The sequence below is a fragment of the Buttiauxella massiliensis genome (genome assembly GCF_902500225.1).
GTDB classification, from domain to species: domain Bacteria; phylum Pseudomonadota; class Gammaproteobacteria; order Enterobacterales; family Enterobacteriaceae; genus Buttiauxella; species Buttiauxella massiliensis.
Genome location: NZ_LR722651.1, coordinates 367694 through 389527, shown reverse-complemented (window position 1 = coordinate 389527; position 21834 = coordinate 367694). Strand labels below are relative to the sequence as shown.

The following is a 21834-nucleotide window of genomic DNA, read 5'->3' as shown; positions in this document are numbered from 1 at the left end:
CTGCACTCATTCACCCGAATCACTTACTTGAGTAAGCTCATCGGGATTCATTCGCTTGCCGCCTACCTGCATCTTGAAGTAGCTCGGGTATAAGAGTAAATATCTACTTTACCCAATTTGCGCAATTTTTGCGGCACGCAATCGTTGCCGTATAAGAAAATTCAATGAAAAAAAATCTGCGTTCGACATCATGTTTTGTCATTTTTGGTATAGGATAGCGACGGATTTTCCCTCTCAATGTTCGGAATCAAGACTAATGAGCCAACCACAATCTACTCCGGCCGCAAATCCGGGGCTGCTCGAGCGCGTGTTTAAACTCCGCGAACACGGCACCACGGCCCGCACTGAAGTGATCGCCGGTCTTACGACCTTCCTGACGATGGTGTATATCGTTTTCGTCAACCCGCAGATCCTTGGCGCCGCTGGTATGGATACCCAGGCTGTTTTTGTCACCACCTGTTTGATTGCCGCATTAGGTAGCATCCTGATGGGTATTTTCGCCAACCTGCCAGTCGCACTGGCGCCGGCCATGGGCCTGAACGCGTTCTTCGCCTTCGTGGTGGTTGGCGCGATGGGGATCTCCTGGCAAGTTGGGATGGGCGCCATTTTCTGGGGTGCTGTTGGCCTGCTGTTGCTGACCATTTTCCGCGTGCGCTACTGGATGATTGCCAATATCCCAATGAGCCTGCGCGTTGGTATCACCAGCGGTATTGGTCTGTTCATCGGGATGATGGGGCTAAAAAACGCCGGGATCATCGTGGCGAACAAAGACACGCTGGTCACCATTGGTAACCTGACTTCGCACAGCGTTCTGCTGGGGGCGCTGGGCTTCTTCATCATCGCAATTCTGGCTTCGCGTAACATTCATGCAGCTGTGCTGGTCTCAATCGTTGTGACTACTCTGCTGGGTTGGATGTTGGGCGATGTGCAATACCACGGCATTGTTTCTGCACCACCAAGCGTGCTTTCGGTTGTCGGTCAGGTTGATTTAGCCGGCTCCCTGAACATTGGCCTGGCGGGCGTTATCTTCTCCTTTATGCTGGTTAACCTGTTTGACTCCTCCGGCACGCTGATTGGCGTAACGGATAAAGCCGGTCTTGCCGACGAAAAAGGGAAATTCCCACGCATGAAGCAGGCGCTGTACGTTGATAGCGTGTCTTCCGTGGCGGGCGCGTTTATCGGAACATCTTCCGTTACTGCGTATATTGAAAGTTCTTCTGGTGTGTCGGTTGGCGGGCGTACTGGCCTGACGGCGGTGATTGTGGGTCTGCTGTTCCTGCTGGTTATCTTCCTGTCACCACTGGCGGGTATGGTTCCGGCGTATGCGGCAGCGGGCGCGCTGATTTACGTTGGCGTGTTGATGACTTCCAGCCTGTCACGTGTGAAGTGGGACGACCTGACCGAAGCGGTGCCAGCGTTTATCACCGCTGTGATGATGCCGTTTAGCTTCTCCATCACCGAAGGCATCGCGCTGGGCTTTATCTCTTACTGCGTGATGAAACTCGGCACCGGTCGCTGGCGTGAAATCAGCCCATGCGTGATTGTTGTGGCGCTGTTGTTCATTCTGAAGATCGTGTTTATCGACGCACATTAATACCCGTCATACTTCAAGTTGCAGATGCGTTGGCTGCGGCCACGCGCCCCAGTCACATAGTTATCTATGTTCCTGGGGACTTACGGCCTGGCCGCCTTCCTGCAACTCGAATTATTTTGGGTATTGGATGTATTATAGAATAGCCAGTCATTGCGACTGGCTATGATTTTCCCTTCGATACCGACCCGGCGGCTGGTGGAACGTACGTGTAAATATCCGCGTAAACGTCTGCTGCGAATCAAAGCCATACTTCAAACTAATGTCGTAAACCTTGTTATCGGTATCGCGTAAATCCTGCGCGGCCAGCAACAATTTGCGGTCACGGATGTATTTCCCGAGACTCTCGCCTTTGTACTGCATAAACAAACGCTGCAAGTGCCACTTCGAATAACCCGCATGATCGGCAATATCATCAATCCGTAATGGCTGGTGCAAATTGTCGTCAATCCACTCAACAATTGTGTCGATAACCTGAGCTGAAATAGTCATTCGTCCCCCGCGCGATTCGCTTACATGGCACTGGCTGATTCCCACCAGGCGCTAAATTGTTGAGTGTTGTCGTTCACCAAAACGGGCTCACCCTGCTTCGGTGTTAACAGGCGGAATGGTTCGCCGGAACTGGCTTCGGTCAGGCTTTTATACGGTGCATCCCAGGTGTGTTTTGCCAGCACAAAGCGGCCCGCATGGCCCGGTAAAATCGCACGTGCATTCAAATCCACGGCGGCCTGAGCGGTTTCTTTTGGCATCATATGAATGTTGTTCCAGTCCTCGTCGTACTGGCCGTTTTCCATAATTGCGATATCCACGGAACCAAACTGTTCACCGATGGCTTTGAAATGCGGCCCGTAGCCGGTGTCACCGCTGTAATAAACATTCTGCTTGTCGGTCACGAACATGAAACTCGCCCAAAGCGTCTGGTTTCTTTTTAGGCCACGGCCTGAAAAATGACGCGCAGGCAAAACGTGAACCGTTAGCTCATTCGAGATTTTTACCGCCTGGTTCCAGTCTTTTTCATGAATGATGTCGCTATTTACGCCCCAATAACGCAGATGCGAACCGACACCGAGCGGTGTGATTATCTGGCGGATTTTAGGTTTCAGCGCTTTGATAGTGGCGTAATCCAGATGATCGTAATGGTCGTGGGAAATAATCAGCAGATCGATTTCCGGCATCGACTCTGCTGTCCACGGGTAATCCCCTGGAAAAGCTTTATTCAGAAATGAAAATGGCGCGGCGTAACGACTAAAAACCGGATCGATAAGAATGCGCTTTCCCGCCAGCTGCAAATACCACGAGGAGTGGCCGAGCCAAACCATGGTGTCTTGTTCCAGCGGCAGGCTTGCCAGATCGGTTTTAACCAGCGGCAACGGCTGTTGCGGGCGTGCATTTTCAGTGCGAGAGGTTAAAAATTCCCACGATGCCGCGAGGATACTTTTCTTCCCGGTATAACTTTGGGTTGGCACCTGGTTGCGGAATTGCCCATCCACGTAATTGGCGGAACGTTCGACTAAACTTAAACCTTCTCCCTGCGGAGCCTGACCAAACCCGGCATTCAGGACAAAAGGCAAACTGGCTGCTGTAGCAATCAACATAATAATAACCGCGCATAAGGAGAGACGTTTCATATCCTGGCCTGCATGTACGCCCCATCCTTTGGAACGTTGCGAACAAAACTTGATAATGAGTGAGTAAGCACTCATTATAGATAGCAAGTGACTTGCGTCAAGATGCTTTTCAAACGCTGACATTCAGCGTTGCAGTGGCGTAGCTCGCGTGATTCAATTCGGTTTCGTAAATTTAGAGGGTTAAACGTTGTGGCTCGTCCGAAGAGTGAAGATAAAAAACTAGCGTTACTGGAAGCGGCGACCATCGCTATTGGTCAGTCGGGTATCGTTGCGTCCACGGCGCAGATTGCCCGTGCCGCAGGGGTTGCAGAAGGCACGCTGTTTCGCTATTTCGCCACTAAGGATGATTTGCTCAACGAGCTTTATCTCCATTTGAAGCAGGGTTTGCTGCTTGCGATGCAGGCGAATCTCGACCGCACGTTGAAGGAACCCAAGGAATACACCCGCTATATCTGGAACAGTTACATCGACTGGGCGATTGCCAATCCGCAGGCGCATCGCGCGATTCGCCAGCTCGCAGTGAGCGATAAAATTGATGAAGAAACCAAGCAGAAAGTGGCGGATTTGTTCCCGGAATTACACGAAATTTGCTCGCAATCGATCTTAAAAGCCTTCAGCAGCGGGCCGTATCGTGCATTTAGCGATGCTATTTTTTCGTCACTGGCAGAAACGACGATGGAGTTCGCCAGCCGCGAACCGGAACGAGCTGGCGATTTTAAAGCGTTAGGTTTTGAGACGATGTGGCGTGCTTTGGCTAACTAGCGTTTAACGCGCTGAATATAATCGCCAAACGCCGTGAGCTGCCCGGTCAGATGATCTAACGTGCTTTGATCAACCACTTCGCCCGTTTGCGCATCCACTTTATTCTGAATCACGCCGCCCATAAATTCGGGCTTGTTCATCACCATCGCGTCTAAGAACACCAGAATCTGGCGCAGATGATACTGGCAGCGCGCGCCGCCAATCGCGCCCATTGAACTGGTTTGGATCAGCACCGGTTTACCTGCCAGCGGCTGTTCCGGCAAGCGTGACAGCCAGTCGATAGCGTTCTTCAATCCACCCGGCACCGAATAGTTATATTCCGGCGTCACGATCACCACGCCATCTGCGGCGCGAATTTGCTCGGCAATCGCTTCCACAGTTGCCGGGAAACCCTCTTCTTGCTGCATATCGGCGTCATACAACGGAATGTCTTTAATCGACGGTAATGCGTCAATATTCATTCCAGCCGGTGCGATTCGTGGCAGCGTGCGCGCCACCATGGCGTTGAATGAACCCTGTCGAAGGCTACCTAATAACGTGACAATCTTTAACGTGTCGGACATGAATACTCCTTGGTGTCAGTACGTTCGGAAACGATCAGTTTTGATATAACACTTTTTCTGACGACATGCTGGTTAAGCGAATAATGCTGCCATTGGGATCCCGATAGCGAGATTTTACATCTCCCAGACTATGCCAGTTCTGCGGAGCTTCAAATTCCCACAAACTGAGCTTTTCAATGGCGGGTGACACCACGCATCCCCAGATCAAGAGTCCTTCCACATCGCTGATCGCTTCAATTTCTGATTGGTCGCTAGCGCGTATTCGCCCAGCGCCTGGCAGAAGCTGCAAACTTTCTTCGCGGCCGGTCAGTTTAAAAGTGCTTTGATGCAATGTGCGTAGCTGTGCGCGGGCTTCACCTGGGTTTTTTTGATTGTTTATCCAGATGGATTCATTGCTGCGAAAAGTGGAGCCTGAAGCGACAGAGGGGAGATGGCCAAAAGACTGATTAATCTCAATATCTAATCCACACCGGCCTTCTGTTGTTATCAGAACAGCGACATTGTTTCCGGCATAGGCAATGCTGAAATCCATCAATGAAGGATCGGCAAAGTGCGGGCGTCCAGCAGCAGTGGCGACGATTCTCGGTAGTTGTTGAATGCCATAAAGCATATGTAGCAATTCAGCTAGCAGGCTACGAGAGGCTAAATACCGTGTTCGGCGGTGTTCGGGCATTTGCAGAGCTTCAGCTTGGCACTCTTTATTCAGTCGGCTCGAAAAGGGGTATTTCTGGTTGATCGTCCATCTTGCGAAATGCGTTGCCATTTGTCTCTCCTTGATACCAGGCAATGTACTCTGTTCTCGATTGTAGGTTTTTTAGCGGGGAAACGCACGGCCCGCCATGGATAAAAAACGATCAAAACCTCAACAAATGATCAAGCTCATGAATATTTTTATTTTAATTCTCTGCCAGCTCCGCCATTTTTAAATTTCGATAATTGCGTGGAGAAACGCCATTGATGCGCTTGAAGGCAGTACTAAATGCGCTTTCGGAAGCGTAACCGTATTGAAGCGCCAGCGTGGACACTGACAGCTCACTTTTACGAAGTGATTGCCCGGCTAAATACATGCGCCATTGCGTCAGGTAGGTCAATGGCGCGACACCAGCGATCGACTTGAAATACACCGCAAAACTGGTGCGCGACATCGCTGCGGCCTTTGCCAGTTCACTTAACTGCCAGTTTTGAGCCGGATCGTTGTGCATTAATGCTAGCGCAGGCTGGAGACGTTTATCGCTGACGGCTTTGAGCCAGTTGCACGGCAGATCCGTGGCGGTTTGCAGATACTCACGCAAGATCTGCACAAACATCAATTGAGTGAGCTGCATCGAAACGACACTAAAACCGGGAAGGGGTTGAGAAACTTCTCGCACCAGTTGTTCAAGCAGCCACGATAAAACACCTGCTTGTTGCGAGGATGCTCGCACGTGGATTAACGGCGGCAACACTTGTGCCAACAGCTTTCCGCTATCCGGATCAAGCTTAACGTGGCCGCCAAGCTGAATGCAGTCTTTGCCATCGCCAATGACTGCGGTTTTGTTGTGACTGCCGCTAAACAAGGCTTTGGCGTCTACCGGCTCGGTGGTGCAATCACTTGCCAGCACAAACGATGGCGTGGAAGAAAGCAAAAATACGTCGCCTTCTTCGACGTAAACCGGCGTTCTTTCACCTTCAAACATCAGAACGCAGCGCCCTTTCACCAGTGCAAAAAATTTAAGGTATTCAGGCTTTGGGAAGCGTATCGCCCAGTCGCCGCCTGCGCTAAAACCTCCGGCAACGACCGGTTTTGCATCGGCCAGACGAAGAAAATCTGAAAACGGGTCGCTGTGCATTTTGAACTCCTGAGCATGTTTCGTGAATTTTAGCGCATTCATCGTTCTATTTCCTGCACGTAAACTACAGCCTGATTTGTTTACTTCTCCCGAGGAATCACCGATGCGTTATATCAAACTAGGCAATACCGGATTAGATGTTTCACCTGTGGCCATTGGAGCAATGACTTACGGTGAACCTGGCCGTGGCCATCCTGTATGGTCGCTGGATGAGGCGCAGAGTCGCCCGCTGATCAAACACGCGCTGGAAAGTGGAATTAACTTTTTTGATACCGCAAATCTGTATTCCCAGGGAAGCAGTGAAGAAATTCTTGGACGGGCATTAAAAGATTATGCCAACCGTGATGATGTGGTGATTGCGACCAAAATTCGCCACCCAATGCGCTCTGGGCCAAATGGTAAAGGGTTATCTCGTAAAGCGATCATGGCGGAAATAGACCATAGTTTGCGTCGATTAGGCACCGATTATGTCGATCTGTATTTAATCCACCGTATGGATAACTCCACGCCGCTTGAAGAAACCCTCGAAGCGCTGCACGACGTGGTGAAAGCCGGGAAAGTGCGTTATCTCGGGGCCTCTTCGATGCATGCCTGGGAATTTAGCAAAGCGCTGCATATGCAAAAAGCCAACGGTTGGGCGCGCTTCGTTACGATGCAAAACCACTACAACTTGCTGGCGCGGGAAGAAGAACGCGAAATGCTGCCGCTGTGCGCCGACGAAGGCGTAGGAACCATGGTCTGGAGTCCGCTGGCACGAGGTCGTCTGGCGCGTGGCTGGGATGATGCGAAAATGACCGAACGTTCAGGCAAAGATGGTTTTGCCGATATGCTCTATACCCAATTTACGAAGGAAAGCGATCGCCAAATCATTGATGCCGTTGGCGATATTGCCGCCGCCCGTGGCGTTTCTCGTGCGCAAATCGCCCTGGCGTGGTTGCGTAAAAACCCGGTGGTGACGGCTCCGCTGGTGGGCGCAAGCAGCATTCAGCAAATCGACGATGCGGTGGCATCACTGGATATCACGCTGACTGAAGATGAGCTTATGGCGCTCGAATCGCCATACACACCGCGTTATGACTTCCAGGGGATTTCTGACGAAGCGCTACTGAACAGCATTATGGCGAGAATCCCGGGTTTTGAATTGCCGTAACGACCAAAAAAATCCCGCAAAGCCATGAGCTTTGCGGGATGAATGAAAAGTGAGCGCCTGCTTACTTTTTAGATTACTTACCGATACAGAAACTCGAGAAGATACGTCCGAGCAAATCATCCGAAGTAAATTCCCCGGTGATTTCGCTCAGGCTCTGCTGAGAAAGACGCAACTCTTCGGCGAGTAATTCCCCGGCCCATGCGCCCAGAAGCTGCGCTTTGCCTTGCTGCAGATGGATTGCCGCTTGTTCGAGCGCCTGCAAGTGGCGACGACGCGCCAGGAAGCCGCCTTCCATATTGGTTTCAAAGCCCATGCTTTGTTTTAGATGATCGCGCAGCACATCTACGCCTTCACCAGTACGCGCAGAAAGGCGTACAAGTGAGTGACCATTCACATCGCTCAGGCCCAGCGTTTCGCCGGTGACGTCTGCTTTGTTACGCACAACTGTAATCGGCAAACGGGCCGGCAGGCGCGCAATAAAGTCTGGCCAAATATCTGCAGGGTCTGTGGCATCGGTGGTCGTTCCATCAACCATAAACAGCACGCGGTCTGCTTGTTCGATCTCATTCCACGCACGTTCGATACCGATACGCTCAACTTCGTCGCTTGCTTCGCGAAGTCCTGCGGTATCGATGATATGCAGTGGCATACCGTCGATATGGATATGTTCACGTAAGACATCGCGGGTTGTCCCGGCAATATCCGTCACAATTGCCGCTTCGCGACCAGCAAGGGCGTTCAGCAGGCTCGATTTCCCGGCGTTTGGACGGCCGGCAATCACCACCTTCATCCCTTCGCGCAGCAGACTCCCCTGGCGCGCTTCGGCACGCACAGCGTCCAGATCGTCAATGACCTGGTTCAGCTGCGCTTCAATTTTGCCATCAGAGAGGAAATCGATCTCTTCATCCGGGAAATCAATCGCCGCTTCTACATAAATGCGTAGATGCGTCAGCGCTTCGACCAGATGGTTAACCCGTGCAGAGAAAGCACCCTGCAAAGAGTTTAAGGCTGAGCGAGCTGCTTGTTCTGAGCTGGCATCAATCAGGTCAGCAATCGCTTCAGCCTGAGCCAAATCCAGCTTGTCATTCAGGAATGCACGCTCGGAGAACTCACCAGGTCTTGCGATACGCAGCCCTGGGAGCGCCAGGATACGTTTTAACAGCAGGTCGAGGATAACTGGCCCACCGTGTCCCTGAAACTCCAGCACGTCTTCACCCGTGAAGGAGTTAGGGCCTGGGAACCACAGCGCAATGCCTTGATCCAGCACGCTGCCGTCCGCATCACGGAATGGCAGATAATCGGCATAGCGTGGCTTGGGGAGTTTACCCAAAATCGCTTGCGCGACTTCACGAGCTTGCAGGCCTGAGACGCGCAGGATACCGACCCCACCACGTCCCGGCGGTGTCGCCTGGGCAACGATTGTCTCGTTATGGCTCATAATTTCTCTCAGACTTTTTAGCAAATAAAAAAGGCGGTCTATTGACCGCCTTTCGTAAGCATCTGGCTAATTGTTATCAGGTCTTTTTCTTATCGCGGCTATGTAAGCCACGTTTCTCAAGACCGCGATAAATCAGCTGCTGCTGGATGATGGTCACTGTGTTACTGACGATATAGTACAGTACCAGGCCTGACGGGAACCACAGGAAGAACACCGTGAAGATGACCGGCATAAAGGTCATGATCTTCTGCTGCATCGGGTCGGTCACAGTGGTCGGCGACATCTTCTGAATGAAGAACATCGTCAAGCCCATCAGGATCGGCAGGATGTAGTACGGGTCTTGTGCAGACAGGTCATGAATCCACAGTGCGAACGGCGCATGGCGCAGTTCCACAGAACCCATCAGCATGTAGTACAACGCCAGGAAGATTGGCATCTGGATAACCAGCGGGAGACAACCACCCAACGGGTTAACCTTCTCAGCTTTGTACAGGGCCATCATTTCCTGGCTCTGGCGCTGTTTATCGTCACCAATACGTTCACGCATGGCGGCCAGTTTCGGCTGCAACATACGCATTTTCGCCATGGAGGTGTACTGCGCTTTAGTCAGCGGGTACATGATGCCACGAACGATAAAGGTGATTACGATAATGGAGAAGCCCCAGTTACCGATGAAGCTGTGCAAGAATTTCAACAGCTTGAACAGCGGCTGAGAAATAAACCACAACCAACCATAATCCACTGTCAGGTCAAGGTGTGGCGCAACGGCTGCCATTTTGTCCTGAATTTCCGGGCCGACCCACAGGGTGCTACCCAGTTTAGCGGTCTGACCTGGCTGAACCAGTTGCGGCGAAGATTTATAACCAATCGCTGCCACATCGTTGTTCAGTTTGGTGGTATAGAAGTTGTTGGTACCCTGATTATTTGGAACCCACGCTGTTGCGAAATACTGCTGCAACATCGCAACCCAACCATTGCTGGCGTTAACGTTCAGGTTTTCACCATCAGCGATTTTATCGAATTTATATTTTTCGTATTTCGCATCTGGAGTCGAGTACGCAGCACCACGGAAGGTATGCAACGCAAAGTTGTTGCTTCCTGTATCGCGGTGAGTCGGCAGATTGATGGACTGCTTCAACTGACCAAAAGTAGCCAGCTCCAGCGGTTTCTCACCGGCGTTCTTCACATCGTAATTCACGCTTACCGCGAACTCGCCGCGTTTCAGGGTGAAGGATTTAGTGAAGGTATTGCCCGCCGCATCGGTATACGTCATTGGGATAACGATTTCGTTCTGGCCTTCTGGCAGCACGAAAGTATCGCTAGCAACGTTATACAGAGGACGCTCACCGTTAGCCGGGTTATCCGGGCCATCGCGACCGGTCAGGCCACTTTGTGCCTGGTAGACAAACTCTGGCGTAGTTTCCAGTAACTGGAACGGCTCATTAGATTTGAGCTCTTTCGGGTAGGTCAATAACAGCGCCTGCTCAACATCACCACCACGGGTGTTGATGGAAAGCTCAAGAACGTCAGTTTTAACCGTGATGATTTTACCCTGGCCACTGGTCGGCACACCCTGGTTTGCGGCGTTACCTGCTGCGGAGGTCGTAGTCTGCGTGGTCTGTTGCACCTGAGGTTGTGGAGCGTGGTCCTGCTCCCAGGCTTGCCAGATCATGAAAGACACGAACAACAAAGCGATGAGAAAGAGATTGCGTTGCGAATCCATCGTTAGTGTTCTCTGGTATCAAAAGGTCCAGGTGGGACGGGATCGTCTCCACCGGGGTTCAAAGGGTGGCATTTTAATACGCGTTTCACTGTCAACCAACTGCCTTTTAACACCCCAAACCTGCGCAATGCCTCAATTCCGTAGTGAGAACAGGTTGGAGTAAAACGGCAATGCGGCCCGAGAAGCGGACTTATCAGGCGCTGATAGACCCTAATCAGGCCTATCAAGAGCCGGGAGAAAGGCGACAATGACGGCGCCATAACTTTTCCAATGCTTCCGATAAAGCCCGGTTATCCAGGTCTGCAACCCCTTTCTTAGCCACTACCACAAAATCCATTGGCGGGAGTTCGTGCTGACGCAAACGGAAACTCTCACGCGTCAGACGTTTAATCCGATTGCGTTCGTGTGCGCGTTTAACGTTTTTCTTAGCGACTGTAAGACCGATGCGGGGATGCCCCAGCGAATTTAGGCGGCCGAGGATGGTGATTTGCGGCGTGCCAGCCCGTTGAGGCTGCTGGAAGACGAAAGTGAAATGAGTGGGAGTTAACAAGCGTAACTCCCTGGGAAATGCGAGCTTAACCACTCAGGGGTTAGCTTTTATTACTTAGAAACGGTCAGACGGGAACGGCCTTTAGCACGACGACGTGCCAAAACCTGACGACCATTTTTAGTTGCCATACGAGCACGGAAACCGTGTGAACGGTTACGCTTCAGTACGGACGGTTGAAAAGTGCGTTTCATGGCGATTTCTACCTAAACTTGGATAAATTTCACTGGGTTAGCGAAGAGCCTTGCATAAACTGCAAACGACTTACGCCTCAGTGTGGCTGATTAAAGAGGCCGGATTGTAATAATTGTACACTCCGGAGTCAATTCTCTTTCCTTATTCCCGTGCCTTAATTCGCTTTTTGACCCCTAAAAAGACCAGGATCTGACCAAAATAAAGCCGTGGTGACACGCGACGGGTGGGGAATTATACGGCGTCCCCATTAAAGCGCAAGGATCGACTGGGATCTTCCTTAGATCAGATAAGTCGATTTTGTGCACTAGTCATTAAATTTTCCAATATAGGAAGGTAAAGCGCTGCGCGTCTGACAGGATCGTTTACACTTAGACTCCACAAAACAACCCTGTGGATAAATCGGGAAGAAACTGTGAGAAACAGAAGATCTCTGGCGTACTTTAGGCTATGATCCGCGGTCCCGATCGTGATCCTTTAGCGTTCACCCTGGGGTATACCCGAGTGACTTCAGGATGTAGGTAGGCGGCAATCGAATGAATCCCGATGAGCTTACTTCAGTAAGTGATTTGGGTGAACGAGAGCAGCCAACAACCCTACATCTTGAAGGGCGATGGGTATAAACCGCAGATAGCGGTTCGCACGCTTCCCGAATCGGGGTTCCGTTGAGGAAGAGTCGGCGTGTGTCAACAATCATGAATATAAACTTTCAGTCTTCGTCATTTTATCGACTTTGTTCGAGTGGAGTCCGCCGTGTCACTTTCGCTTTGGCAGCAGTGTCTTGCCCGATTGCAGGATGAGTTACCAGCCACAGAATTCAGTATGTGGATACGCCCCCTACAGGCGGAACTGAGCGATAACACGCTGGCCCTGTATGCGCCAAACCGTTTTGTTCTCGACTGGGTGAGAGACAAGTACCTCAATAACATCAATGGCTTGCTCAATGATTTTTGTGGCACTGATGCACCCGTATTGCGTTTTGAAGTAGGCAGCAAACCGGTCAGCCAAACGCTGAATCAGCAGACTGTTACTACTGCTCCAGCGCATGTACACATCGCACGCCCTACTACTCATCTTCGCCCAAGCTGGGATAACTCTCCGGCTCCGGCTGAACACTCCTATCGCTCTAACGTTAATGTAAAACATACTTTCGATAACTTCGTTGAAGGTAAGTCGAACCAACTGGCACGCGCGGCAGCACGACAGGTGGCAGACAACCCTGGTGGCGCTTACAACCCTTTATTCCTTTATGGCGGCACCGGTCTGGGTAAAACGCACCTTTTGCATGCTGTTGGCAACGGTATTATTGCGCGCAAACCGAATGCAAAAGTGGTGTACATGCACTCTGAACGTTTCGTTCAGGACATGGTAAAAGCACTGCAAAATAACGCTATTGAAGAGTTCAAACGTTACTACCGTTCTGTTGATGCACTGCTGATTGATGACATTCAATTCTTTGCTAATAAAGAACGTTCACAAGAAGAATTCTTCCACACCTTCAACGCCCTGCTTGAAGGCAACCAACAGATCATTCTGACTTCGGATCGTTATCCAAAAGAGATCAACGGTGTTGAAGATCGTTTGAAATCTCGCTTCGGTTGGGGGCTCACGGTTGCGATTGAGCCACCGGAACTGGAAACGCGTGTTGCGATCCTGATGAAAAAAGCAGACGAGAACGATATCCGTCTGCCTGGTGAAGTGGCCTTCTTTATTGCTAAGCGTTTACGTTCAAACGTGCGTGAGCTTGAAGGGGCATTGAACCGTGTTATCGCCAACGCCAACTTTACTGGCCGGGCGATTACTATCGACTTCGTGCGTGAAGCGCTGCGCGATCTGCTGGCGCTGCAAGAGAAGCTTGTCACCATCGACAATATTCAGAAGACGGTGGCAGAGTACTATAAAATAAAGATTGCTGACCTGTTGTCCAAGCGTCGTTCCCGCTCTGTTGCCCGTCCACGTCAAATGGCAATGGCTCTGGCGAAGGAACTGACTAACCATAGCTTGCCAGAAATCGGCGATGCCTTTGGTGGCCGCGACCATACTACGGTTCTGCACGCCTGCCGTAAGATTGAGCAGTTGCGTGAAGAAAGCCACGACATCAAAGAAGATTTCTCTAACCTAATCAGAACATTATCTTCGTGACGCTATGAAATTTACCGTTGAACGTGAAACTTTATTAAAACCGCTGCAACAGGTGAGTGGCCCGTTAGGTGGCCGTCCGACGTTACCGATTCTCGGCAACCTGCTGTTGCAAGTCGCGGAAGGAACTCTTTCATTAACAGGTACTGACCTGGAAATGGAGATGGTGGCGCGTGTCGCGTTGGTGCAACCGCATGAGCCGGGTGCCACAACGGTTCCAGCACGTAAATTTTTTGATATCTGCCGTGGTTTGCCGGAAGGTGCAGAAATAGCTGTTACGCTTGAGGGCGACCGCATGTTGGTGCGCTCCGGGCGTAGCCGTTTCTCGCTCTCCACGCTACCTGCTGCGGATTTCCCGAACCTGGACGACTGGCAGAGCGAAGTAGAATTCACGCTCCCGCAAGCGACCATGAAACGCCTGATTGAAGCCACGCAATTTTCTATGGCGCATCAGGACGTTCGTTACTATTTGAACGGGATGTTGTTTGAAACCGAAGGCGAAGAATTACGCACCGTGGCGACCGATGGTCACCGCCTGGCTGTGTGTTCTATGCCGGTCGGTCAGTCTCTGCCAAACCATTCGGTGATCGTGCCGCGTAAAGGCGTGATTGAACTGATGCGTATGCTGGACGGCGGTGATTCACCGCTGCGCATACAAATTGGCAGCAACAACATCCGCGCTCACGTCGGCGACTTTATCTTCACGTCTAAGCTGGTTGATGGCCGTTTCCCGGATTATCGTCGTGTATTGCCGAAGAACCCGGATAAACATCTCGATGCCAGCTGTGATTTGCTGAAACAGGCGTTTTCACGTGCAGCTATTCTCTCGAACGAGAAATTCCGTGGTGTTCGTCTGCAAGTGATCGCCAATCAGTTGAAAATCACCGCTAACAACCCGGAACAGGAAGAAGCTGAAGAAATTCTCGACGTCACGTATGACGGCACAGATATGGAAATCGGCTTTAACGTCAGTTACGTGCTTGATGTTCTGAATGCACTCAAATGCGAGAACGTGCGCATTTTGCTGACCGATTCTGTTTCCAGTGTGCAGATTGAAGATGCAGCCTCACAGGCCGCGGCCTATGTCGTTATGCCAATGCGTCTATGATGCTTTTATCGGGCTATCTTACTTGCCATTTTAAACTTGGGCAGTGCTCGCCCCTGTCACGTACTACGTGTACGCTCCAGGGTTTGCGCGCTGTCCGCGTTTAAACTGTCTGCGCCGATTACGCCCTGGTACGAGAATAAAAGCACATGTCGTTGACTCGTTTATTGATTAAAGACTTTCGAAATATCGAAGATGCGGATCTGGCTCTATCTCCAGGGTTTAATTTCCTGGTGGGGGCCAACGGAAGTGGCAAAACCAGCGTGCTTGAGGCGATTTATACCCTCGGGCATGGTCGCGCTTTTCGCAGTCTGAAAATTGAGCGCGTGATCCGCCATGAAACAGAATCCTTTGTACTGCATGGGCGTATACAGAACGGCGAGCGGGAAACCTCTGTTGGCTTGACTAAAGACCGTGCCGGCGACAGCAAAGTGCGTATCGATGGCAGCGACGGCCACAAAGTGGCTGAACTTGCTCTCTTGATACCAATGCAACTCATCACCCCTGAAGGGTTTACATTGCTTAACGGTGGCCCTAAATACCGTAGAGCTTTCCTCGATTGGGGATGCTTCCATAACGAACCAGGTTTTTTTGTTGCCTGGAGCAATCTCAAGCGCCTGCTTAAGCAACGCAACGCTGCGTTACGACAGGTAACGCGCTATGCGCAACTACGGCCATGGGATCAAGAGCTTATCCCACTTGCGGAGCAAATTAGCCGCTGGCGTGCCGAGTACAGCGCAGCCATTGCTGATGACATGGCTGATACCTGCGCGCAATTTCTACCGGAGTTCTCGCTGAACTTCTCTTTCCAGCGCGGCTGGGAAAAAGAGAGTGACTACGGCGAGCTACTGGAACGCAACTTCGAACGCGATCGTATGCTGACCTACACCGCCCACGGCCCCCACAAAGCTGATTTTCGGATTCGTGCTGACGGTGCGCCGGTAGAAGATACTCTGTCGCGCGGGCAGCTTAAATTACTGATGTGCGCCTTACGACTGGCGCAGGGTGAGTTTCTCACCCGACAGAACGGGCGACGTTGCCTGTATCTGATAGATGATTTTGCCTCTGAACTAGATGATGCACGCCGTGGTCTATTAGCCAGCCGGTTAAAGGCGACGGAATCACAGGTTTTTGTTAGCGCGATTAGCGCAGAACATGTGATGGATATGGCGGACAAAAATTCGAAGATGTTCGCCGTGGATCAGGGTAAAATAACGGATTAACCCAAGAATAAATGAGCGAGAAACGTTGATGTCGAATTCTTATGACTCCTCCAGTATCAAAGTCCTTAAAGGGCTGGATGCGGTACGTAAGCGCCCGGGAATGTATATCGGTGATACGGATGACGGCACCGGTCTGCACCACATGGTATTTGAGGTCGTAGATAACGCTATCGACGAAGCACTTGCCGGTCATTGTAAAGACATCGTTGTCACCATTCATGCTGATAACTCTGTCTCAGTAACCGATGATGGTCGTGGTATTCCTACTGGTATTCACCCGGAAGAAGGTGTGTCTGCTGCCGAAGTTATCATGACCGTGCTTCACGCCGGTGGTAAGTTCGATGACAACTCCTACAAAGTTTCTGGTGGTCTGCACGGTGTGGGTGTTTCGGTTGTTAATGCCCTGTCCCAGAAGCTGGAACTGCTGATTCGCCGCGAAGGCAAAGTGCACCAGCAAACGTATATTCACGGTGTGCCACAAGCGCCACTGGCGGCAACGGGTGATACCGATGCAACCGGTACGCAAGTCCGTTTCTGGCCAAGCCACGAAACCTTCACCAACGTGATTGAGTTTGAATACGACATTCTGGCCAAACGCCTGCGTGAGTTGTCGTTCCTGAACTCTGGTGTTTCTATCCGCCTGATTGATAAGCGTGATGGCCGCCAGGACCACTTCCACTACGAAGGTGGTATCCGCGCGTTTGTTGAATACCTCAACAAAAACAAAACCCCAATTCACCCAACCGTGTTCTATTTCAGCACTGAAAAAGACGGCATTGGCGTGGAAGTGGCGTTGCAGTGGAACGATGGTTTCCAGGAAAACATCTACTGCTTTACCAACAACATCCCGCAGCGCGATGGTGGTACTCACCTGGCAGGTTTCCGCTCGGCGATGACACGTACGCTGAATGCGTATATGGAAAAAGAAGGCTACAGCAAAAAAGCGAAAGTTAGCGCCACCGGTGACGATGCCCGTGAAGGCCTGATTGCTGTTGTCTCCGTAAAAGTTCCGGACCCTAAATTCTCTTCTCAGACCAAAGACAAACTGGTCTCTTCTGAAGTGAAAACAGCGGTTGAGCAGCAGATGAACGAACTGTTGTCTGAATACCTGCTGGAAAACCCGTCTGACGCGAAAATCGTCGTCGGCAAAATCATTGATGCCGCTCGTGCTCGTGAAGCAGCACGTCGTGCGCGTGAAATGACTCGTCGTAAAGGCGCGCTGGATTTGGCTGGCTTGCCAGGCAAACTGGCGGATTGCCAGGAACGCGACCCGGCTCACTCCGAACTGTACCTTGTGGAAGGGGACTCAGCGGGCGGCTCTGCAAAACAGGGGCGTAACCGTAAGAACCAGGCGATCCTGCCGCTGAAAGGTAAAATTCTGAACGTTGAGAAAGCGCGCTTTGACAAAATGCTCGCTTCTCAAGAAGTTGCCACGCTGATTACGGCGTTGGGCTGCGGCATTGGCCGTGACGAATACAACCCGGACAAACTGCGTTACCACAGCATCATCATCATGACGGATGCCGACGTCGATGGTTCACACATCCGTACCCTGCTGCTGACCTTCTTCTACCGTCAGATGCCTGAAATCGTTGAGCGCGGCCATGTGTATATCGCACAGCCACCGCTATACAAAGTGAAGAAAGGCAAGCAAGAGCAGTACATCAAAGATGATGAAGCGATGGATCAATACCAGATCGCCATCGCACTGGATGGCGCTACGCTGCACACCAATGCCAACGCACCAGCCATCGCTGGCGAAGCGCTGGAAAAACTGGTGTCTGAATTTAAGGCCTGCCAGAAAATGATTGGCCGCATGGAGCGCCGTTATCCGCGCAACTTGCTGAACAACCTGGTTTATCACCCAACGCTTGAAGATGCCGATCTGACTGACGAAAGCAAAGTGACTGCCTGGGTTTCTGCTCTGGTCACTCAGCTTAACGAGAAAGAACAGCACGGCAGCACCTGGAATTCCCTGGTTCGTCATAACCGTGAACTGAATCTTTTCGAACCGGTGATTCGTGTGCGTACCCACGGTGTGGATACCGACTATCCGCTGGAGCAAGAGTTTATCGTTGGTGGCGAATACCGTCGTATTTGCACGCTGGGCGAGAAACTGCGTGGCCTTATCGAAGAAGACGCGTTTATCGAACGTGGCGAACGCCGTCAGCCGATTGACAGCTTCGAGCAGGCGCTGGATTGGCTGGGCAAAGAGTCCCGTCGCGGTCTGTCTATTCAGCGTTACAAAGGTTTGGGCGAAATGAACCCGGATCAGCTGTGGGAAACCACCATGGATCCGCAAAGCCGCCGCATGCTGCGCGTGACGGTAAAAGACGCGATTGCCGCGGATCAGCTGTTCACCACCCTGATGGGCGATGCGGTTGAACCACGTCGTGCATTTATCGAAGAAAATGCCCTGAAAGCGGCGAATATCGATATTTAATCGTATTAGCCTCTTCTCCCACTTTCGGGGAAGAGGTTTTTTCCCCTTCACTGCTTCTTTTATATATTTAAATAAATGACTTGCCAGCACTCTCTATTTATTTAGAGAATTTTGTTTACAGCATTATCTTAAAATAAATAGTTTTTACGCCTGTGAATTTTATCCTGTGATAAAATGGTTTTTATTCATATGTGGTTATTTTATTGTAGTGCATATGTGAGTAAATATACTAGTCTTACTTCAATATAAATTTATTTTAGACCCTCCATGTTAAATTAAATTAAATTATTAATGTTGTTGTTCTATCCATAAACAAATAAACGTTATTAACCACTACAGCTACCTGTTTACATACTGACAATGATATAAAAGGCTGAGTTATGCATAAACTAAATTGTTTACTGTTATTCGTTTATCTTTGCTGTAATTTTTCAGCCTCAGCAGCAGTAATCAATTGTGTAAACAGCGGGTCTTCACCCATAGCAAATCAGTTGCTGCCCTACAATACCTCGCAGGATTCTCTCACCGCGCCCGGCAACCCCTCTCAGTACAAACTTCTTTATACCTGGAGTGGATTTGTATGGGGATGGTCCAGTCGAATCACGTCATGCTCACCCAATGTGGTAGCTAATTATCTTCAATATGTCGTCCCGCCTGCGGGATCAGAACCTGTCAGAGATAGCGCAAGTGGTAACTGGATATTCCCGATACCTGGCACCGGGTTTGGTCTGTAATTTTATAATTTAGATCAGGCAAAGGGGCCACTTGGTGACTATCAAAATCCCTGGAGAAGCTATACGGGGGGGATGGGTCCAGGTGGCCAGTTCTATATTAGAGTTGCGTTGTGGAAATTACCGGGCGCAGCAAACCCCGGTAATGTTATAAATTTTGATGGCTTTAATGTGGTACAGGCTTATCAGCCGGTTAGTGGTTCGGATAGCTGGGGTAGCACCCCTAATAATGGCCCTAATTTGATCAGCAATACCTTTACCACAAACTCGGCAGTTATTTCAGGGAATATTACTCTTTCAACCGGTACCTGTAGTTTTAATAATATCAACGTTCCAATGGGCACTTATAATGTCACTTTAGAGGGAACCCCACAGGGAGCAAGCAGAGGGGCACCTTCACCATGGAAGGATGCCAGTTTCACGTTGAAATGCCCGCCGGCGATGGGCTATGGCCGAACGGGAAACGTAAATACCGGCAACAATACTGTAACGTCGCGAACTGGGGTTACGGTCTTTAACCAGAATGTCAATCTTACTGTTGTACCGCGTACGGAAATATTTGATAGCGTTCGAGGGATCATGAAGCTTAACAGCGGTGGCGCTGAAGGATACGGCGTTCAGCTTGCCTGGGGAACTGTGGCTGCGCAATCAGCGGCACTCACCCCGGCTCAACCCGTTATATTCAATACCCCTATTCAGCGGGCCACGGCAAATTTTCCGATTGGTTCAACGAACAATATGACGGTGAATATGGCCGCCCGTTATATACGTACTGAAGGTGAAGTACAGCCAGGGCCGGCAAATGCGGTTGTTGAAGTTATCGCTGATTATAATTAGTGAGCCTGAAAAGATAACAGCCGATAGACAAACCGTTTTGACCCAGCAATGATTTTTTAGGTTTAAAAGGCGGTTATTGGTCGGAAGTGACTACACTTCTATTGCACACTTCGTGATTGCAAGAGGACACGGTCATGGGTTTATTCGATCAAGTTACTGGCATGATGGGGGGTGGCGATGCAGGTAAATTCAAAGTCATCCTTACATGGATTAATGAACAAGGCGGCATTCAGGCAATTCTTGAGCAGTTTCGCGAAAAGGGTTTCTCTGATGTTGTCACCTCCTGGCTGAGCGGCGCGCATAATCAAAGCGTTAGCCCAGAGCAAATCCAAGATGTGCTGGGCACACCAGCAATCAGCGGTCTGGCTGAAAAACTCGGGATTGATGTGGGAAGCGCATCGCAACTGCTGGCTGAGCAGTTCCCGAAAATCGTCGATACTTTATCGCCTGCAGGTGAAGTCGCTCACGACGAAGATTTGCTGACCAAAGGCTTCCATATGCTAAAGGATAAATTCTTCAGCTAAGACCCGTCATACTTCAAGCCGCAGATGCGTTGGCTGCACACGCTCACCTAAATCACTTGCTTGGGTAAGCTCATTGGGATTGTCGTGCTTGCCGCCTTTTCTGCAACTCGAATTATTTTGGGTATCAACGCCACTTTCTTCGGGTGGCGTTTTTTCATCCAAAAAACGGACCTTTTTCACCCGTAACGTAGCGCTATTTTTGCGAGCTTAATCGCGTTAGCATGAGATAAACTCATTACCTCAGAAAATCCTATGCCTATAAAACTCATTGCTATTGATATGGACGGCACATTGTTGCTGCCTGACCACACCATTTCTCCAGCCGTTAAAGCCGCTATCGCCAGCGCGCGCGAACGCGGTGTAAATGTTGTTTTGTGTACCGGACGCCCTTTTGCAGGTGTTGAGAGCTATCTCCGCGAGCTGCATATGGATAAGCCGAATGACTACTGCATCACCTATAACGGTGCGTTAGTGCAGAAGGCCAGCGACGGCAGCACCGTGGCACAAACCGCGCTGAGTTACGACGACTACCGCTATCTGGAACAGCTTTCCCGTGAAGTCGGTTCCCACTTCCATGCGCTGGACAGGCACACCCTATACACCGCGAACCGTGATATCAGCTACTACACCGTTCATGAATCCTTCATTGCCAATATCCCGCTGGTGTTCAGCGAGCCAGAAAACATGGATAAAAACGGTGCGTATCTGAAAGTGATGATGATCGATGAGCCGGCTATTTTGGATAAAGCGATCGCCAAAATTCCAGCCGACGTGTATGAGCGTTATACGTTGCTGAAAAGCTCGCCATATTTCCTTGAGATTCTCGATAAGCGAGTCAACAAAGGTACTGGCGTAAAAGCGCTGGCTGAATCTCTCGGCATCAAACAAGAAGAAGTGATGACGTTGGGCGACCAGGAAAATGACATCGCGATGCTGGAATACGCTGGCCTCGGTGTTGCGATGGATAACGCTATCGATAAAGTGAAAGAAGTCAGCAACTTTGTTACTAAATCAAACCTTGAAGATGGCGTTGCGTACGCGATTGAGAAGTTTGTTTTGAATTAATGACGTTGTGGTGGTTTCTGTCAGTCTGGTTGCCTCTGCGGGAGTCAACCAGACTCAATGGCTGAACCGCTGCATTACAGGTCCGGTATCACTGGCACATCGGCAAATCGGCTTTTCATGACTAATTTTCTCGACCATGCCGAGGTCAGGATTTTGGCTTTTATCACCTTTGCGAACAGTTTCCTACTGATTTTCCCCGTTCGTTTCTGATAGACAGCATTTGGTCGTGAATGCTGTTCATTGAAGATATTTCCCAGTATCTCGGCGCTGTGGAGTGTTTAACTTTGTTGGCGGTTTGGGTGGGATAAAAACCATCAATGATTTACCCTGAGGCGTCCAATATC

21 protein-coding genes are annotated in these 21834 nt (G+C 50.5%); 10 read left to right on the top strand and 11 right to left on the bottom strand.

The features are described 5' to 3' along the window. Window positions 1-256: 256 nt before the first annotated feature. Complete coding sequence (locus GC128_RS08345) at window positions 257-1594, top strand: NCS2 family permease (protein WP_151993908.1); 1338 nt, start codon at window positions 257-259, stop codon at window positions 1592-1594. Window positions 1595-1741: 147 nt separating this feature from the next. Here GC128_RS08345 and GC128_RS08340 read toward each other — a convergent pair whose 3' ends face one another. Both GC128_RS08340 and GC128_RS08335 read right to left on the bottom strand, forming a co-directional pair. Then, window positions 1742-2083: a RamA family antibiotic efflux transcriptional regulator gene (locus GC128_RS08340; RefSeq protein ID WP_151993907.1), complete on the bottom strand. Its 342-nt coding sequence runs from the start codon at window positions 2081-2083 to the stop codon at window positions 1742-1744. A 20-nt stretch (window positions 2084-2103) separates the two neighbouring features. Then, window positions 2104-3219 (bottom strand): MBL fold metallo-hydrolase, encoded by a 1116-nt coding sequence (locus GC128_RS08335; protein WP_151993906.1) that lies wholly within the window; start codon window positions 3217-3219, stop codon window positions 2104-2106. 189 nt (window positions 3220-3408) lie between these two features. Here GC128_RS08335 and GC128_RS08330 point away from each other — a divergent pair, with 189 nt between their 5' ends. Beyond that, window positions 3409-3981 (top strand): TetR/AcrR family transcriptional regulator, encoded by a 573-nt coding sequence (locus GC128_RS08330; RefSeq protein WP_151993905.1) that lies wholly within the window; start codon window positions 3409-3411, stop codon window positions 3979-3981. On the opposite strand, the gene GC128_RS08325 is transcribed toward GC128_RS08330, so the two are convergent. The 3 genes from GC128_RS08325 to GC128_RS08315 all read right to left on the bottom strand — a co-directional run bounded on the left by GC128_RS08325 (window position 3978) and on the right by GC128_RS08315 (window position 6415). After that, window positions 3978-4544, bottom strand: a complete 567-nt coding sequence (locus tag GC128_RS08325) for an NADPH-dependent FMN reductase (protein WP_151993904.1) — start codon at window positions 4542-4544, stop codon at window positions 3978-3980. The two genes, GC128_RS08330 and GC128_RS08325, sit on opposite strands and share 4 nt — an antisense overlap. Before the next feature lie 34 nt (window positions 4545-4578). Next, window positions 4579-5307 carry a 4'-phosphopantetheinyl transferase family protein gene (locus GC128_RS08320; protein ID WP_151993903.1) on the bottom strand — a complete coding sequence of 243 codons (729 nt, stop codon included), beginning with the start codon at window positions 5305-5307 and terminating at the stop codon, window positions 4579-4581. Window positions 5308-5440: 133 nt separating this feature from the next. Next, window positions 5441-6415 (bottom strand): AraC family transcriptional regulator, encoded by a 975-nt coding sequence (locus tag GC128_RS08315; RefSeq protein WP_226812023.1) that lies wholly within the window; start codon window positions 6413-6415, stop codon window positions 5441-5443. 61 nt (window positions 6416-6476) lie between these two features. Here GC128_RS08315 and GC128_RS08310 point away from each other — a divergent pair, with 61 nt between their 5' ends. Beyond that, window positions 6477-7523: an aldo/keto reductase gene (locus GC128_RS08310; protein WP_151993902.1), complete on the top strand. Its 1047-nt coding sequence runs from the start codon at window positions 6477-6479 to the stop codon at window positions 7521-7523. Between the two features lie 73 nt (window positions 7524-7596). Here GC128_RS08310 and mnmE read toward each other — a convergent pair whose 3' ends face one another. From mnmE to rpmH, 5 genes are all read right to left on the bottom strand, one after another. Further along, window positions 7597-8961 (bottom strand): tRNA uridine-5-carboxymethylaminomethyl(34) synthesis GTPase MnmE, encoded by a 1365-nt coding sequence (gene mnmE, locus GC128_RS08305; protein WP_151993901.1) that lies wholly within the window; start codon window positions 8959-8961, stop codon window positions 7597-7599. Window positions 8962-9037: 76 nt separating this feature from the next. Next, window positions 9038-10684 (bottom strand): membrane protein insertase YidC, encoded by a 1647-nt coding sequence (gene yidC / locus GC128_RS08300; RefSeq protein ID WP_151993900.1) that lies wholly within the window; start codon window positions 10682-10684, stop codon window positions 9038-9040. Between the two features lie 2 nt (window positions 10685-10686). Continuing rightward, entirely contained in the window at window positions 10687-10944 is a 258-nt protein-coding gene (gene yidD, locus GC128_RS08295) for a membrane protein insertion efficiency factor YidD (RefSeq protein WP_072009476.1), read from the bottom strand. Further along, the gene (gene rnpA, locus GC128_RS08290; RefSeq protein ID WP_034499799.1) at window positions 10908-11267 is read right to left on the bottom strand and encodes a ribonuclease P protein component; all 360 of its coding nucleotides are present in this window, start codon (window positions 11265-11267) and stop codon (window positions 10908-10910) included. Before rnpA ends, yidD begins: the two co-directional genes overlap by 37 nt. Before the next feature lie 17 nt (window positions 11268-11284). Next, a complete protein-coding gene (gene rpmH, locus GC128_RS08285) occupies window positions 11285-11425 on the bottom strand; it encodes a 50S ribosomal protein L34 (RefSeq protein WP_003849659.1) in 141 nt (46 codons plus the stop codon). Between the two features lie 820 nt (window positions 11426-12245). Between rpmH and dnaA the strand changes: the two genes are divergently transcribed. The 6 genes from dnaA to GC128_RS08255 all read left to right on the top strand — a co-directional run bounded on the left by dnaA (window position 12246) and on the right by GC128_RS08255 (window position 20425). Then, window positions 12246-13565 (top strand): chromosomal replication initiator protein DnaA, encoded by a 1320-nt coding sequence (gene dnaA, locus GC128_RS08280; RefSeq protein WP_407643464.1) that lies wholly within the window; start codon window positions 12246-12248, stop codon window positions 13563-13565. A gap of 4 nt (window positions 13566-13569) precedes the next feature. After that, the gene (dnaN, locus tag GC128_RS08275; RefSeq protein WP_064514826.1) at window positions 13570-14670 is read left to right on the top strand and encodes a DNA polymerase III subunit beta; all 1101 of its coding nucleotides are present in this window, start codon (window positions 13570-13572) and stop codon (window positions 14668-14670) included. A 146-nt stretch (window positions 14671-14816) separates the two neighbouring features. Then, a complete protein-coding gene (recF, locus tag GC128_RS08270) occupies window positions 14817-15890 on the top strand; it encodes a DNA replication/repair protein RecF (protein ID WP_151993899.1) in 1074 nt (357 codons plus the stop codon). A gap of 28 nt (window positions 15891-15918) precedes the next feature. Further along, window positions 15919-18333, top strand: coding sequence for a DNA topoisomerase (ATP-hydrolyzing) subunit B (gyrB, locus tag GC128_RS08265; protein WP_151993898.1), 2415 nt, complete (start codon window positions 15919-15921; stop codon window positions 18331-18333). A gap of 806 nt (window positions 18334-19139) precedes the next feature. Further along, on the top strand, window positions 19140-19901 hold the full coding sequence (locus tag GC128_RS08260; protein ID WP_151993897.1) for a fimbrial protein: 762 nt from the start codon (window positions 19140-19142) through the stop codon (window positions 19899-19901). A gap of 134 nt (window positions 19902-20035) precedes the next feature. Continuing rightward, window positions 20036-20425 (top strand): YidB family protein, encoded by a 390-nt coding sequence (locus GC128_RS08255; RefSeq protein ID WP_151993896.1) that lies wholly within the window; start codon window positions 20036-20038, stop codon window positions 20423-20425. 6 nt (window positions 20426-20431) lie between these two features. On the opposite strand, the gene GC128_RS22970 is transcribed toward GC128_RS08255, so the two are convergent. Next, window positions 20432-20587 carry a hypothetical protein gene (locus GC128_RS22970; RefSeq protein ID WP_193216229.1) on the bottom strand — a complete coding sequence of 52 codons (156 nt, stop codon included), beginning with the start codon at window positions 20585-20587 and terminating at the stop codon, window positions 20432-20434. A 90-nt stretch (window positions 20588-20677) separates the two neighbouring features. Here GC128_RS22970 and yidA point away from each other — a divergent pair, with 90 nt between their 5' ends. Next, on the top strand, window positions 20678-21490 hold the full coding sequence (gene yidA, locus GC128_RS08250) for a sugar-phosphatase (RefSeq protein WP_151993895.1): 813 nt from the start codon (window positions 20678-20680) through the stop codon (window positions 21488-21490). The last annotated feature ends 344 nt before the right edge of the window (window positions 21491-21834 follow it).